General features: G+C 38.3%; 11 protein-coding genes. All 11 read left to right on the top strand.

The features are described from left to right. The first annotated feature begins 11 nt into the window (after positions 1-11). The 11 genes from CIL05_RS00850 (at position 12) to CIL05_RS00800 (ending at position 17,486) form a co-directional block, all read left to right on the top strand. The gene (locus tag CIL05_RS00850) at positions 12-764 is read left to right on the top strand and encodes a sugar phosphate isomerase/epimerase family protein (protein ID WP_095653608.1); all 753 of its coding nucleotides are present in this window, start codon (positions 12-14) and stop codon (positions 762-764) included. A gap of 394 nt (positions 765-1,158) precedes the next feature. Continuing rightward, a complete protein-coding gene (locus CIL05_RS00845) occupies positions 1,159-2,142 on the top strand; it encodes a LacI family DNA-binding transcriptional regulator (protein ID WP_095653607.1) in 984 nt (327 codons plus the stop codon). 167 nt (positions 2,143-2,309) lie between these two features. Continuing rightward, entirely contained in the window at positions 2,310-3,392 is a 1,083-nt protein-coding gene (locus tag CIL05_RS00840; protein ID WP_095653606.1) for a Gfo/Idh/MocA family protein, read from the top strand. After that, positions 3,385-4,416, top strand: coding sequence for a Gfo/Idh/MocA family protein (locus tag CIL05_RS00835; protein ID WP_338066910.1), 1,032 nt, complete (start codon positions 3,385-3,387; stop codon positions 4,414-4,416). Before CIL05_RS00840 ends, CIL05_RS00835 begins: the two co-directional genes overlap by 8 nt. 40 nt (positions 4,417-4,456) lie before the next feature. Further along, the gene (locus CIL05_RS00830) at positions 4,457-5,170 is read left to right on the top strand and encodes a ThuA domain-containing protein (protein WP_095653605.1); all 714 of its coding nucleotides are present in this window, start codon (positions 4,457-4,459) and stop codon (positions 5,168-5,170) included. A gap of 51 nt (positions 5,171-5,221) precedes the next feature. After that, positions 5,222-6,190 carry a sugar phosphate isomerase/epimerase family protein gene (locus CIL05_RS00825; RefSeq protein ID WP_095653604.1) on the top strand — a complete coding sequence of 323 codons (969 nt, stop codon included), beginning with the start codon at positions 5,222-5,224 and terminating at the stop codon, positions 6,188-6,190. A 181-nt stretch (positions 6,191-6,371) separates the two neighbouring features. After that, complete coding sequence (locus tag CIL05_RS00820; protein WP_095653603.1) at positions 6,372-7,535, top strand: ROK family transcriptional regulator; 1,164 nt, start codon at positions 6,372-6,374, stop codon at positions 7,533-7,535. Between the two features lie 10 nt (positions 7,536-7,545). Next, complete coding sequence (locus CIL05_RS00815) at positions 7,546-8,298, top strand: Cof-type HAD-IIB family hydrolase (RefSeq protein WP_095653602.1); 753 nt, start codon at positions 7,546-7,548, stop codon at positions 8,296-8,298. Positions 8,299-8,390: 92 nt separating this feature from the next. Next, positions 8,391-8,984, top strand: a complete 594-nt coding sequence (locus tag CIL05_RS00810) for a YdcF family protein (protein WP_095653601.1) — start codon at positions 8,391-8,393, stop codon at positions 8,982-8,984. Positions 8,985-9,250: 266 nt separating this feature from the next. Next, positions 9,251-15,808 carry a CehA/McbA family metallohydrolase gene (locus CIL05_RS00805; protein ID WP_095653600.1) on the top strand — a complete coding sequence of 2,186 codons (6,558 nt, stop codon included), beginning with the start codon at positions 9,251-9,253 and terminating at the stop codon, positions 15,806-15,808. Positions 15,809-16,028: 220 nt separating this feature from the next. Further along, positions 16,029-17,486 (top strand): ABC transporter substrate-binding protein, encoded by a 1,458-nt coding sequence (locus tag CIL05_RS00800; RefSeq protein WP_240510070.1) that lies wholly within the window; start codon positions 16,029-16,031, stop codon positions 17,484-17,486. Positions 17,487-17,549 lie beyond the last annotated feature (63 nt).

The following is a 17,549-nucleotide window of genomic DNA, read 5'->3' as shown; positions in this document are numbered from 1 at the left end:
GAGGAGATATTATGGGGAAATTAGGGTTACAACTATACTCGGTCAAAGATGCAGCTGAAAAAGATTTACTGGGAACAATTCGAAAAGTATCGGAAATGGGATATGAAGGCGCACAATTTGCTGGTTTTTTTAATCATTCAGCAGAGGATGTAAAGGCGGAGATAGATGCCGCGGGAATTGTGCCTGCTGGTGCCCATGTGGGGATTGATCAGTTGGAAAATAATTTGGATGAAACCATAAAGTTTCATCAGCTGATTGGCAATGATCTGATAATCTGTCCGTATTTGCCTGAAAATATGCGTTCAGGTTCAGATGAATATTACCAAACTGCAGCTGTATTAAATAAGCTTGGAAAGCAGCTAAAGGAATCAGGAATTGCATTTGGCTATCACAATCACGCTTTTGAGTTCGATAGTTTTGATGGGAAAACAGGATTTGATATCCTCTATGAAAATACGGATCCAGCGTACGTGAAAATGGAACTGGATTGTTTCTGGGCCTCAAATGCTGGATATGATCCACTTGAGATTATAGAAAAATACGATAATCGTTGTGTATCCCTACATATTAAAGATATGAAAGTAGCGGGGGATAAAAAAGTGTCTACGGAAATTGGAACGGGAACACTTGATATTGGTAAGTTAATCGAAAGTGGAAAAAAACACCAGGTTGACTGGTTCGTTGTAGAACAAGAGGACTTTACAAAAGATCCACTGGTAAGTGCAGAGGAAAACGCTAGTGAATTAAAGAAGATTATTGGTTGAGATCTGTTGTTGAACTAGATTGAGGTAGTTGAGAGTAACAGCCGTGGAGTTGAGAGACACAAGAGAAAAGTTGAGAGATAACTTGAGAGAATAAGGTTATCTCTCAACAAACTTTAAATGTTTCTCAACTTCAGCATCACTTCTCTCAACTTTGGCAATATGTTTCTCAACTTCAGCATTACTTTTCTCAACTTCATTCAATTGCTACAAACTTCAATCAATTTTAAACGTAATATAAATTGATCAAACGTTTGATCAATTATTTTTAGGCTATTTTAATTAAAATTTTTATGTTCTATGAAGTATGGGAACCATCCTGAACAAGCCATTCACTCTTGACAAATAAAATTTAAAAATATAACATAAATGTAATCGATTTCATGGAGGTGATTTTATGGCAACTATTCAGGAGGTCGCTAAAAAAGCAGGGGTTTCTGCTGCAACGGTTTCGAGAGTGTTAAATAATCGTACTACGGTAACAGAAAAAACAAGAAATAAAGTGGACCAGGCCATCAAGGAATTAAACTATGAACCGAGCGTGCTTGGACGTAATTTAAGAAATTCAGAAAGCAGGCTGCTGCTTGTTTTGATTCCAAGTATTTCAAATCCTTTTTATACAAAGATTATTAATGGGATTGAAGATCGAGCTATTGAGCAGGGTTATAATATTCTGTTATGTGAGACGGACTCCAATCCAAAAAGAGAGACGATTTATTTCAATCTGCTAAAGAATAGGCTGGCAGACGGTATTATATTAATGGATCCGACGGTTAATCAAGAAAGTTTACTTGAACTTGCGAGTAGTCATCCAATTGTGCAATGCAGTGAATTTGATGAGAATGAAATAATCTCGTATGTATCAATTGACAATGAATTAGCTGCATATCACGCGGTCAGGCATTTGATCAAATTGGGTCAGGAAAAAATTGCGTTCATTAATTTTAATGAAAATTTTTTATATGCCCGTGAACGCAGAAGGGGTTATGAGAGAGCTCTGAAGGAATTTGGTCTTGAAATTGAATCAAACTGGATATATAACACAACCCAACTCGGGTTTGAAAATGGTCAGCAAGCAATGCGGAAATTATTAAATCAAAATAATAGGCCAACTGCGGTGTTTGCAGTTTCCGATGTACTTGCTATAGGAGCATTGAAGGAGATTCAGTCAAGTGGCTTAAAGGTTCCGGAAGATATAGCTATTATTGGCTTTGATAAGATTAGTTTTTCGAATATGACTCATCCAACATTGACTACGATTGCACAGCCAATGTATCAAATGGGTGTCTTATCGGCAAATATGCTTATTAAAAAAATAAAAGGTGACCAAGTTGAAAATATGATCTTGGATCATGAATTGATCATACGCGAATCCACGTAGAATAAAGAAATAGCTTCCACTATGCCATAAAAAGAAAATAAATATTAAAATATAATAAATAATTGACAAGATTTAATAATATCATATAATGAGACCATTAAATGAAATCGATTTCACAAATAAGAATCCAAATGGATGAAAAAATATAAAAAAAGGAATGATTTAACATGGCTAAAAAATTAAAAGTTGCAATTATTGGATGTGGGGGAATTGCGAACGGAAAGCATTTTCCAAGTCTAAAAAAGATAGAACAGGTTGAGCTTGTAGCGTTTTGTGACATTGATTTAGAGAAGGCACAGGCGGCTGCAGAAGCATATGGTACGGCGGGGGCAGTAGTTTATGAAGACTATAAACAACTATTAAAAGATACTGCAATTGATGTTGTACATGTTTGTACACCAAATGTGTCACATGCAGAGATTTCAATCGCTGCGATGGAAGCTGGAAAGCATGTAATGTGTGAAAAACCGATGGCGAAAACTTCTGAAGAAGCAAAGTTAATGGTAGATGCTGCAGAACGTACAGGTAAAAAATTGACGATTGGTTATAATAATCGCTTTAGACAGGACAGCCAATATTTACATAATGTGTGTGAACGAGGTGACTTAGGTGAGGTGTATTTTGCCAAAGCACATGCGATTCGCAGACGTGCTGTTCCAACATGGGGAGTATTTTTGGATGAAGAAAAACAAGGTGGTGGGCCATTAATCGATATTGGAACACATGCACTTGATTTAACTTTATGGATGATGGACAACTACAAGCCAAAAGTTGTATTGGGATCAACGTATCATAAGCTTGGTAAAAAGAAAGATGCAGCAAATGCGTGGGGACCATGGGATCCGGAAAAGTTTACTGTTGAGGATTCTGCATTTGGATTTATTACGATGGAAAATGGAGCAACCATTACACTTGAGTCCAGCTGGGCATTAAATTCACTGGATGTAGATGAAGCAAAATGTTCGCTAAGTGGTACAGAGGGCGGAGCTGACATGAAGGATGGGTTGCGGATAAACGGTGAAAATTTTGGGAAGCTGTATACAACGAATGTGGAACTGGGGGCTGGCGGTGTTGCTTTTTATGATGGAAAGGAAGAAAGCGACTCAGATCTTGAAGCTCGTTTATGGATCGAAAGCATTCTGAATGATACAGAGCCGACAGTAAAACCAAGAGAGGCGCTTGTTGTAACCCAAATTTTAGATGCAATCTATGAATCTGCAAAAACAGGAAAAGCAGTATATTTTGATTAATAGAAAGGGTGAGACGATGATTAATGTCGCTTTATTAAGTAGATGGCACGTACATGCGGATGATTATGCTAGAGAAGCTAAGGAAAATGAGCAGCTTAATATTACCCAGATGTGGGATGAAGACACAGAACGCGGTTTAGCATGGGCAGATGAACTTGGAGTTCCGTTTGAAAAGGACTTGGAAGCTGTCCTGTCTAATTCGGATATCGATGCTGTCATTGTTACAGCACCAACAAACAGACATAAAGAGATTATTATTGCTGCAGCAAATCATAAGAAACATATTTTTACAGAAAAAGTACTGGCATTTACCGTTAAAGATTGTGAAGAGATTCTTGCAGTTGTTGAAGAACAAGGAGTTAAATTAATGGTCTCATTGCCAAGGCTGACAGAAAGTGATTATTTATATGCAGATCAATGCTTAAGCAAGGGGTGGCTTGGAAAGTTAACAATGGTTCGCTGCCGTCTAGCACATAATGGCGGTGTGGCAGCTGAAGGAGCTGAACATGGTTGGCTTCCTGCCAGGTTCTATGATAAAGCTAAAACTGGTGGCGGCTCATTAATAGATCTTGGAGCACATCCAATTTACCTGACTAATCGCTTAGCAGGACCAGCACATGCAGTATATGCACGTCTTCAGCCGCAAACCAGTAAAGATGTGGATGATAGTGCAGCAGTCATTGTCGAATATAATTCTGGTGCACTCGGTATTATCGAAACTGGGTTCCTGTCACATGGAAGTCCATTTCAATTGGAAATGTTTGGGACAGAAGGAACGCTATTAATAAAAGATGGTGAAGTAAGTCTGAAAAGTATCCACGTAAATGATGATCAATGGGTAAATTTAGAAGAAAAGTTACCCGTCGTTCCTAAACCGATAGAGCAATGGGCTGCCGCTATAAATTCAGATTCTAAATCTGTAATTACAAAAGAAGATGTTATTCATTTAACATTGATCAATGAAGCAGCAAGATTGTCGAATGATGAGGGTCGAAGGATAGAAACGAAGGAGATCACGGGATAGAAGGTTAGATGAATAAATTGACACAGCAAGGAGCATTCAGATGAAAATAACCGTTTGGAATGAATTTCGGCACGAGTTGGAAAATCCAGATGTTAAAGACATCTATCCGAATGGAATCCATAGCAAGATTAAAGAATTTTTAAATGAGGAAGATAGCTTTGACATTCAGACAGCAACACTTGATGAGCCTGAACATGGTTTGACTGATGAGGTTTTAAAAGAAACAGATGTGCTTATCTGGTGGGGACACAAGGCACACGAAGAAGTTGCAGATGAAATAGTAGAAAAGGTGAAAGCACGTGTACTCGACGGGATGGGACTTATTGTCTTACACTCCGCTCATTTTTCCAAAATATTTAAACAGCTTATGGGTACAACATGTGATTTGAAATGGCGTGAAGCTGCTGAAAAAGAGCGTCTCTGGGTTGTTGATCCTAGCCACCCTATTACAAAAGGCATTGGTGAATATATTGAACTTCAGGAAGAAGAAATGTATGGTGAACACTTTGATATACCGGTACCTGATGAGCTGATATTCATCAGTTGGTTTAAGGGCGGGGAAGTATTTCGCAGTGGTGCTACATTTAAACGTGGGAAAGGGAAGGTTTTCTATTTCCGACCAGGCCATGAAACATATCCTACCTACCATAATGAGGAAGTGCAAAGGGTTATAAAAAATGGTGTGAAATGGGCAGCGCCCGAGGAGACCCCGATATCAAAATATGGGAATGCAAAGCCATTAGAGGAACTCTAAAAGTAGTTAAATTGCCTGATGGAATCTTAAATATTATAGGAGTTGATATAGATGAAACTAGGAGTATTCGCAGTATTATTTCAGGATAAACCGTTTGAAGTAATGCTTGATCATGTGAAAAATGCCGGGCTTGATGCAGTAGAAATAGGAACAGGTGGAAATCCGGGAAACGCACACTGTAATGTAGACGAATTACTGGAAAGTGAAGAAAATCGAAAAGAATATCTTGATAAAATTCATTCCCGTGGGTTGACCATCAGTGCATTCAGCTGCCATGACAACCCAGTATCACCAAACAAAAAACATGCGGATGATTCTCATGAAATTTTTGTAAAAACAGTCAGATTGGCAGAAATGATGGATGTTCCGGTTGTAAATACATTTTCTGGAACACCGGGATCCAATGAGGATTCGAAATATCCAAACTGGCCGGTTACACCATGGCCAACAGCCTATTCCGATATTTTGGAATGGCAATGGGAGAAGAAGCTGATTCCATATTGGAAGGAGCAGGGTCAGTTTGCCAAAGATCATGGTGTGAAAATCGGTCTGGAACTGCATGCTGGGTTCCTTGTACACACTCCATATACCATGCTTAAATTAAGAGATGCTACAAATGACGCGGTGGGAGCGAACCTGGATCCGAGCCATCTCTGGTGGCAGGGAATTGATCCAGTTGCAGCAATAAAAATCCTTGGAAAAGAAAATGCGATTCATCATTTCCATGCGAAGGATACGTACATTGATCAGGATAACGTCAATATGTACGGATTGACAGACATGCAGCCATATGGTGAAGTACAAACGCGTGCCTGGACATTCCGTTCGGTTGGATATGGTCACAGCTCACAGGAGTGGTCCAATATTATTAGTGCACTCAGAACATATGGCTATGATTATGTTGTGAGTATTGAGCATGAGGATCCGTTGATGTCGGTGGATGAAGGGTTTAGTGCAGCTGTTAAGAATTTGAAGGATGTTTTGATTAGAGAGAAGCCTGTGGATATGTGGTGGGCTTAGTTTGTTTAAAAAAGAGGCAGAAATGTCTCTTTTTTTTGAAAAAAATTTTGGTGTTGTTTCATAATTTTTCGAAAAGTAACTGTAAATAGTTGAAAAACTTAAAAATATACTATATATTTAAATCAATCGATTTGATTATATAGTAAAATGTAAGCGCATATACTTAAAAGGTGGTAAACACATGCAAAAGGTATCGAGCCAGCAGGGACTGAAATTCATTAATCAGCAAAAAATACTTAATTTAATTTACAACGAAAGCCCAATTTCGCGAGTTGAGCTGGCAGAAAGAACATTTCTTACACAGCAAACTGTCACCAATATTGTCAATCGTTTAATGGAAGATGACCTTGTGATGGAAAGAAAGTCAACAGCAGGATCCAGAGGAAGAAGACCAGTTCCATTGGTGATTAATTCCGGCAAAATGTTTGCTGTAGGTGTTGAAGTTGCAGTCAAATATGTTTCAGCCAAATTGATTGACTTTTCAGGTAACGTAATTAATAGATCTAAATATGAAGTGGATGTATTTAAAGAAGGAGAAGAAACATTGGCCTGTATCCAGAATGCAGTTAATAAAATCCTGAAAAGCATCCCGAAGAAGAGTGAACTCAAAGGTATCGGTGTAAGTATTCAAGGACTAGTTGATTCAAAACAGGGAATTGTGATGAACTCACCCGGATTAGCCTGGAAGGACTTCCCACTTGTGGAAAAGCTGAAAGAAACGTTTGACTTCCCTATCTACATTGAAAATGATGTAAATCTTTTAGCTATTATAGAAAATCAGAAAGGGAGTTTAATGAACTCTGAAAATAATCTGGTATTAAAATTTGACCACGGAATTGGTGGTTCAATTATTAATAATAAACAGCTGTATGTGGGGTCTTCACATGTTGCTGGGGAATTTGGACATATTAAGGCATTTTCGGGATCTGAAGCATACAAATGCCATTGTGGTGCTATGGGCTGTTTAACAACTTTAGCCTCAAATAGTGGCTTAATAAAAAATATAGAAGTCACACTTGAAGAATTCACATCAAGGGTAAGGGAGGGAGGGGAGGAAGAAACAAAGCTCTTGGAGACAATAACGAATGCTATTGGGGTAGCGTTAGGTAATGTTGTTACATTTATGAATCCGGATGAGATTCTTTTAACGGGGAAAGTCATTGAATTATTAGGTGATATTGTAGTACCTCAACTAGAAGAAATTGTACATACCAATGTGCCCGAATCGTGCAGAAATATAAAATTGCATCATATAAATAAACCACTTGATGAATCTATTCTTGCTGGAAAACTTGTGATAAAAAAATACTTCGATGTACCATTGGAAATTCTTTCATTAAAATAGGGAGGACAATATGGAAAAAAAATATAAGTTATTAGCACTCGACCTTGATGGAACACTGCTTACTGACGATAAGAAGATCACCTTGAATACAAAAGAAACAATTTATAAAGCAATAGAATCAGGTGTTTATGTAGTCTTTGCAACAGGCAGAGGCATACAGACGGCAAACGCTTTTTGGAAAGAGCTGGGATTAAATGGTCCTATGGTTTTTGTGAATGGTGGAGAAATCTGGAAGGGGCCTGGAAAGTTACTGAAACGAAACTTTATCCGTAAAGAAGATATAAAGAAATTACATCAATTAGCCATAGATACAAATACATGGTTCTGGGGCTATAGTGCGGAGAACTTGGTTCACCGTGAGGAATGGACAGATGAAATGTTTGCACAGAACTGGATGAAATTTGGTATCCGTTGTGAAAACCCAACTACTTTAAAAGAAATGTGGAAGACAATTGAAAGTTGGAGAACATTGGAGGTCACTCAGGCTGCACCGATTAATATGGAAATTTCGCTAAAGGGTGTAACAAAGGAGACTGGTATCCGGGAAGTTTGCAAGGAATTGGAAATTGATATGGGAGAAGTAGTAGCAATTGGGGATAGTTTGAATGACCTGCCATTGTTACGGACAGCGGGTTTAGGTGTGGCAATGGGCAATGCTGTAGATGCTATAAAAGAAGCGGCAGATGTTATAACAGATACAAATCAGAATGAAGGGGTTGCTAAGGCCATCGAAGCATATGTAATCAAGAATCAAGTTGATTAATAAATGGAGAAATGATCTAATTTGAAAATGGATACGTCCCTAGTAAGTATTGGGAAGGGACTATCCAATTAAGAGGGAAAGGAACATGACACTTGGATATTTTCTTATATGGATTGATTGGAGCAATTTTAGTGCTTCCTGCTGTTTATTTTATTTGGATGCACTCATTCCCATTGAAAAGGAAGGATGCAGATGCATTAATTATTCTTGGTTATAAATGTAATGATGACCTAATCCATCCGCTTTTAAAAGAAAGGCTGGATACCGCAATAGAACTCGTTGAAAAATATCATTACAAAGCTATTATCCTATCTGGAGGAGCAGTAGCCTCTTCAAAAACAGAAGCTGAAATTATGTGCAGCTACTTACTGGAACAGGGAATTCCAGAAGAAAAAATTTTATTAGAAGCTGAATCAAGAAACACGGTTTTTAATATCCAAAATTGCAAAAGAATTTTCATGCAATATGACTTCAAAACATGTCTCCTCGTTTCAAACTCATTTCATATTCGAAGGATGAAATATATTACGCATGCTGTTGAGTTACCTGCATCCTTCTATGCAAAGCGGAATTTCCAAACGGTTATTAAGCAACTCAAGCCAACAATGGATGAGATTAGAGCATTTAGGCTGACACTGCCTTGGCTTGATAAGCTGAAAGACACAAAAGACAATATAATTAGCTGATATTATAAAATAATTTAGATAATTCGTACTATATACAAGATCACAACATGAATATATAATTTTGTTAACGCTTACACAAATGCTAAAAAAAGGTAGTGGAGGTGTACAGTGAATTAACTGAAAGTAAACAATAAATTAATAATTACTTAATATTCTTATGATAGGATTAATTTATTAAATCAAATTGATTAAATAAACTAGGGATTGGAGGGATTTTTTTAACCACTGATCAGATTTAAAAGAAACCGATTAGAAAGGAGTTTAAAATGAAAAGCAAAAGTAGAAAAAGAGTTTACAAGTTTGTAAGTTTACTGTGTATTATTGCTTTTTTTGTACAGATTATCCCAGCCCAGGCATTTGCACAAAATGGAAATCTTGGAGCTGGGGAAAGAAAAATAACGGATGATAATCGGGCAGAATACTTAAAGATGAAGTTGTATACAGGAGAACTTCACGCCCATACATCGATTAGTGATGGGGTTTTAATGCCCAGTGATGCTTTTGATCATGTTCAGGAAAATACTGATCTTGATTTTTTCGGGACAACTGAACATGACGTAACTTATGATATAAGTTCTGGTAATGGTTTTTTGAAAAAGTATCAGGATTCCTATTCCGATGAATATAAGATTGTCCGTGAACAGCATGATGAATACAATAGTAAGGAATTTGTGACCGTTCCAGGTACAGAGGTAACATGGTATGACAATGCGGGTCATGTGAATTTATTCAATACGGAATGGTTTCCAAGGACATATGGAAAAGGCGCTACGGGACAATTTGGCATGGGAGATTTAAAATATGACCTTCCTACATTTTATGGTCGCGTAGCTGAGGACCCTGATGCAATTGTTCAGTTTAACCACCCAGCAGGCAGCAAAGGGGATTTCTTTGGATTTAGTCATTTTAATGGAGACATTGATGACAATATCACATTATTTGAGTACAAGGCTTCTAGTTATTTTGACAAGTATATCGAAGCATTGGATCAGGGATGGCATCTGTCCCCAACCTATGGCGGTGACGAACATAGTGCAACATGGGCAACGAGCAGTACAGCACTTACGGGTTTATGGACAAAAAAGTTAAATAGAAAAAACATCTATGATGCTATGAAAAATCGTCGTACCTATGCAACCTTTGATGAGAATTTTGAATTTGCCTATTCAGCTAATGGTGAGATTCTAGGTTCGATTCTTCCAGGAAAAACAGAGAAATTAGACATTAATATTACCTTGAATGATCCGGATACAGAGGATCTGATCGACCATGTGACTATTCATACAAATAATGGAGAAATCGTTGAAGAATATACGGATATTAACAGTAATGAATTTGAATTGAATGAAACGATTTCCGGTACAGATGGGGATTACTTCTTTGTAAGGGTTTTTCAAACAGATGGCGATGAAATTATTGGTGCACCAATCTGGGTTGGTGATGTAACGAAGGGAACAGATTTTGCCCCGGAAATTGAAATTAATAAAAAGCCTAAATTACCAAAAAAAGTTAAGTTAGGTGAAACTGTTAAAATCCCTCAAGCAAAAGTGACTGATGACAGTGGAGAAACACCTGCTGTAACGATTGATGTATTTGATTCCAAAGGGTTGGTTGAGGTAACAGATAACCGTTTTACCATAGAGGAATATGGTGAGTATTTTGTCAGGTACTATGCTACCGATTCAGCGGGGAATTCCCGGGTTGAGTTAATCCCGATTGAAGTAAAAGATAATAAACTGGTTGCGGAAAAAGTTTTAAATGAATTTTTACCAGTAGTTAATGTTGGTGAAAGAGAAGATGAGGTCGGCATTACACTTGTAACGGATAAAGCGCTTGATAAAGCCTTTGTGCAATACAAGAAAGCCAATGAAGATAAGTGGAAAAAAGCAGAAGTTGTGAAGACAAAGGTTTCTTATTTTGAGTCAGCATATGGTGAAGATATTGATTCGAGTAATTATCGGATTCTGGCTTCCCATGAGGCAGATTTAACTGGACTGGAACTAGGGACAACCTATCAATACAGGTATGGACTCAAAAAAAATGGGCCGTGGGGTGAAACATATACTTTTGATACAGCTCCGGCTACAGATGACACTACAATTTATTTGATGGGTGATCTTCAGGTTCCAGATCGTGATAAGGAAAGCTACGAATTATTTACAAATATGCTGGATGTTTTACAACAGAAGAAACCTGATGGTGAATTAATGGTTCAGGTTGGCGATATTGTTGATGCTGCTGGCAGTACGGAAGTATGGAATGACGTATTTAATTACATCTACAAGGATTTAGGATTATTATCAGCAAATATGATTGGAAACCATGAATTAATCCAAGATTCTGATGCAAGCTCATTCAGAAATTTCTTCAACCTGCCGGAAAATGGTGGAGGGACAGAGAAGGAAGGTAATTACTCCTTTGATTACGGGAATGTGCACATTGCTGTACTGAACTCGCTGGACCTTAATGAAGAACAGCTTGACTGGCTGGAGGAAGACATGCGTGCAACCGATAAAAAATGGAAGGTTGTTATGGGACACTTCCCTTATTATGGTGGTTCACATAGTGACGATCCTGGGATGAGTGCAGATCGTGCACGAGTTACGAAGAAAATGCAGCAATTGGGAGTCAGTTTATACATTGGTGGACATGACCACGTATACAAACGGACAACCATTCGCGATGGGGAAATGAACAACAGTGAAGAAGCAATGAAACTGGGAACAACTTTCATTACGATGGGTTCTTCTGGTCCAAAATTCTATGATAATGAAATCTATGATTGGGACCATGTCGTCTATGATGAAAATGTTCAAACAGGTGCGATCCTTGAAGCAGATAATGATTCGTTAACATGGAAGACATATAACAAAGAAGGGAATCTTATTGATGAATTTACACTAACCCCTCCTGAAAGATATATTGAATTAACAAGCATTGATGTAGAAGATGGTGCTTTTAAAGGGATAGGTATTTTAAACTATGAAAATTCAATTGATCAAGTCGCTGTCATGGGGGCAGTTTATGATGAAACAGGTACAGAGCTAATAGATTCCCAGGTTAAAGAAGTAGAATTAGAGCATCTTGGCAGAGAACAGGTAATAGAATATGATGAACCATTAGTTTTTGATGATCAAAATACAGTAAAATTATTTGTTTGGGATAACCTGACAGATAAAAATGAGGTTTTCCCTGAAACGATTGTCAGGGAAGCGATGGATGGTGAAGGTACTGCAGAAAATCCATATCAGATTGATAGTCTCGGTGATTTTGGTAAAATCCAGTATTATCCAGACAAACATTATCAGTTAACTGCAGATATCGTTGGAAATCAGGATATTTTAAAAGCAATTGGCTCCCCTGAAATACCGTTTACCGGTGTGTTTGACGGTAATGGCCATTACATTACAGGGATTGAGATAACATCCGAGGTTGGTGGCGCTGGTTTATTTGGAATCAATAATGGAACCATTAAAAATGTAGCAATATTAGATGCCAATATCAATGCCGGCAGAAGTGATGCAGGAATCTTAGCCGATGTAAACAATGGAATAATTGAAAATTCCTACACGACAGGTAATATCACCGGGACATCCAATGTCGGGGGACTGGTGGGTTATTCTGATGGGTCCGTTCGAAACAGTTATTCCACTGCCAATGTCAAAGCAACTTCAAAACAATCCGGGGGACTGATTGGAATAACAAACAGAGGAAGTTTGACGGAAAATGTCTATGCGACAGGTTCAGTTACGTCAGGCTTAAGTAACTCGGGTGGGATAAGCGGCTATAGCTACAACAATACAGTTATTCAAAACAGTGCAGCATTAAACCCATCTGTAATTACTACTTCTGCAGCCAACCGGATTGTGGCAAGAATGCTTGCAGGTGAACAGGCGACATTAGTTAATAACATTGCGAATGAAGAGATGATGGTCAGCAAAGAAGGAAGAACTGAAGCAGATCCAAATAATGAAAAAGGTGAAAGTAAGAGTCAAGAACAATTAAAAGAACAGGGCACATATGAAGAAAGGCTTGGCTGGGATTTTGAAAATGTTTGGACATGGGATGAGGTTGCCCAAAGGCCAGTATTAATGGCTAACAGGGAAGATACGGAAAATAGTGGTGGTGGAACCCCGTCACTTGAACAAGATGAAAATGGATCCTATATGATTCAAACCATTGCAGATTTACAGGAGATCAGCAGATTCCCGAACGAGAATTTCATCTTGCAAAATGATTTGGATTTCGAAAATCAACCAGTTAAACAATTAGTAGCTGATATACCGTTTATGGGTGTGTTTGATGGAAATGGCAAGAAACTGAAAAACTTTACATCAAATTATGGGGCACTATTCCATCTCAATGCCGGAACGATTATTAATACTGCAATGGTCAATGTGGATGTTACCGGAGAAACTGGTGCACCACAGACTGGAGTTCTGGTTAATGTTAACAGTGGAACCGTTGGAAGCAGTTATTCGACTGGTACAGTAACCGGTGAAAACACGGTCGGCGGATTGATTGGCTATTCAAACGCTATTGTTCGAAATAGTTTTTCCAATACGGATGTAACTGCAACGGAAAAACAGGCTGGAGGGCTAATTGGAATCACCAATTCTGGCAGTTTGACAGAAAACAGCTTTGCAACTGGGAATGTTACTGCCAATCACAGTAATGCGGGTGGAATTACTGGATATGCCTATAATGAAACAGTTGTTAAAAATAATATTGCTCTAAATCCATCTGTTAAAGCTCCTATTAGTGCTAACCGAGTAGTAGCAAGGGTTTTGAGCGGAGATACAGCTATATTGGAAAATAACTATGCTTTTGAAGATATGGTTGTAGAAGTTGAGGGAATTACGAAAGAGTCTCCATCGAATGAAAAAGGCTTAGGTAAAACACAGGCGGAAATTGAAAGTATTGGAACCTACCGTGACGGATTAGATTGGGACTTTCAAACAATTTGGGAGTGGGATGAAGAAAATAACAGACCTGTACTACAAATGAATGGATTAGTAGAGGATCCAGATCAACCAGGTGAACCCGGCGAAGAACCAGCACTAGAAAAAGATGCAAATGGTTTTTATATGATTGAAAAGATTGAGGATCTGCAGGAAATGAATAAATATCCCGCAGAAAACTATATTCTAGCAGCGGATCTTGATTTTACAGAGATATCTGCTCCAAAACCAATTGAAGTATTTTCAGGAGTTTTGGATGGAAATGGGAAAAGGATTTTAAATTATCAATCAAACAGTGGTGGTTTGATTACCGTAAATGAAGGAACGTTAAAAAATATGGCTATGGTAGATGCAGAAATTTCAGCGAAGAAAAATAATGTTGGAATCCTGGCAGATACGAACAATGGGATGATTGAAAACTCCTATTCAACTGGTGAGATTGCGGGTAATTCTACAGTTGGCGGATTAGTCGGTTATTCCAATGGAACAGTTAAAAACAGTTATTCCACAGCAGATGTTATGGCAATAGCCAGACAGTCTGGTGGCCTGATCGGTATAACAAACAGTGGCAGTACGACGGAAAACAATTACGCCGTAGGTTCCGTCTCTTCCGGTCTTAGTAATTCAGGTGGGTTAAGTGGCTATGCTTACAATGATACAGTCATTCAAAATAATGCAGCACTAAACCCTGTAGTTAACACAATATCTGCTGCCAATCGAATTGTGGCCAGAGTACGTGCTGGGCATGAGGCTACTCTAATAAATAATATTGCAAATCGAAATATGATTGTCAGCAGGGAAGGGGTCACAGAAGCTAGCTCATCAAATGAAAAAGGCCTAGGTCAGAATCCTGAAGTATTAAAAGCGCAAGCAGTATTTGAAGAGGACCTAGGCTGGGATTTTGAAAATGTTTGGGCTTGGGATGAAACCGTAAAAAGGCCTGTATTAATTTCGACTCGAGAAGCAATAGAAAACGATGAGGGAGGGGCACCGTCATTAGAGCAGGATGAAAATGGCTACTATATGATTAAAACTGTGGAGGATCTGCAAGTAATCAGCAGTTTTCCAAATGAAAATTATCGTTTGGAAAATGATCTTGATCTTGCTGGACTTCAAGTGAAGCCAATAGCTTCTAATCAACCATTTATGGGAATATTTGATGGAAATGGCAAGACGATCTCCAATTTCACATCAAATTCCGGAGGGCTATTCCATATCATCGGTGGAACCATTAAAAATATCGCCATGGAAAATGCAAATGTCAATGAGTTACATGGTGCACCACAAACAGGAATATTGGTCAATCTTAATAGTGGGACAGTTGAACAAAGCAATACTTCAGGAAGTATTGCCGGTGACAATACAGTTGGTGGACTTATAGGAACATCAGATGGCGTTGTCCGCAACAGTTATTCCAAGGCTGATGTAACAGCTAATAGTAATCAGGCAGGTGGTTTAGTTGGAATAACGAATCCAGGAAGTATAACTGAAGATTCTTATGCTGAAGGAGCAGTAGTTGCCGAAAACAGTAATGCAGGTGGGATTACATCATATGCCTATACTGGAGCGGTGATTAGAAATACGGTTGCCTTAAATCCATCCGTAATGACGCCAAGCAATGCCAATCGAATTGTTGGAAAAGTATTAAGTGGAGATTCGGCCACACTGGAAAATAACTTGGCATTCGCTGAAATGGTTGTCGATGTCGAAGCAGTTTCCACAGAATCCCCTTCAAATGAAAAGGGATTAGGTGTGAGTCTAGAAGAAATCGAAACTAGAGATTTATATGAACAAACATTAGGTTGGAATTTTGAAACCATATGGGTTTGGGATGGATCAGAGAATCGTCCAGTATTAAGGTAAGGCAAAACAAAACCTTGTCCAGAATAGATTGCTGGTTTGATAGTGGCTGCTAGTATGTTGGGGGTAATTGTTCCTATGTATTAGCAGTCCAACATTAATTTTGAACCTTCTTTATTTTACAAAAATGATACACTAATTTCATTATTACTTAACATTCGGATGATACTATTACTTTGATAAATCAATTTGATTAATTACAAAATGAATGGGGGAAAATTTGATGATTAAAAAATCCATGTTGATCTTTTTCTTATTTGTGATTCTTGTAGGTCTTTTGGTTGGATGTAGTATACCAGGTATGGGCGGCGGAGATGAAGGTGATGATACTTCAAGCAATGAGTCAAGTGAGGAAGCTAGTGCAGAAACAGGTGGAGAAGTATATGAAAACGGACTTCCGAAAGATCAGAAGGTAACACTGAAATATGGTTTTTTCGAAGGTGGACTTGGCAGTGCCTGGGTAGAATATGCAATTGAAACATTTGAGGAAAAACATCCGAATGTAACCATTGAAATGCTAGCATCACCGGATATTTCACAAATTCTTTCAACACGGATTTCTGCCGGTGATGATGAAGAAATGTTTGATCTCTTCAATCGTGATCCATCCGGAGGAATTGTATCATTAGCACAAGCAGGAAAACTGGAACCTTTGGATGAATTATGGGAACAAAAACTTCCGGATACAGATGCAATTGTAAAAGATATGATGATGAATGGAATTTATGAATCTGTGGACCGTATTGATGGAGTTTCTTATCAGGTTCCAACATCAGCTAGTGTTGGTGGATTATTCTTTAATAAAAATTTATTTGAAGAATACGGATGGAATCAAAATCCACAGACATGGGATAAATTTACTGCATTGCTTGAACAAATTAAATCTGATGGTATCACTCCAATCACTTTCCCGGGAATGTATCCATCCTATCATGACTGGGCGTTTGGGGATGTTGAATCATTTGAAATTGCAGACATAAAGGGAAATGCAGACGAGCATATCGAAAATTACCAAAACTTCGAAGGTGAAATATTCACAAATCCAGCAACTGTTGAGCGCTGGGAGAGAATTTATGAACTTGGAAAAAAGGGCTACTTTCATAAAGGGCTGCCAGCACTTAGTCATACACAATCACAAATGCAAGTGCTTCAAGGTGATGTAGCAATGGTATCAACAGGAAGTCATGTTGAAAATGAAATGAAAAATGCTGCACCGGAAGATTTTGAATGGGGCTATATGTCGGTTCCATTTGTAGATTCACCAGATCAGAAAAACTGGGTTCGCCAAAGTACGACAAATGGACATTATATTTGGGCGGCAAAGCCTGATTTAAATAAGGACTGGGCAAAAGAGTTTATTCTTTGGATGCTGACACTTGATGTTCAACTGGCTGCTGCGGAAGATGGTGGTGCAATGCCTGTACGAAATGACTTTATTGATGATTCAAAAAGATATGATAAATTGCAAAGCTCATCTAAATCGGTACTCAGCTATATTGATGAAAACAATGTTCAATTAGTAAAGGCGTACAGGGCTATTGCTATTTCACATCCTTCCTACGATCAGGCATTTAAATTGCGGGATGAGTCAATCAGTAATATCTTCCTTGGTAAAGAAGATCCAATACCATTACTTGAGGAAATAGAGACACTTATACAGGAAGCGATAAGTGCCCAATAGGCAGAAGAAGTAAAAGGAAATTTAGTGACCAACGTGGGAGGGGCTTCTCCTCCCTAATCCTTT

Source organism: Virgibacillus profundi (genome assembly GCF_002287375.1).
GTDB lineage: Bacteria > Bacillota > Bacilli > Bacillales > Amphibacillaceae > Virgibacillus_K > Virgibacillus_K profundi.
The sequence above is the reverse complement of the archived record's forward strand: the minus strand, read 5'-3'. Positions and strand labels throughout refer to the sequence as shown.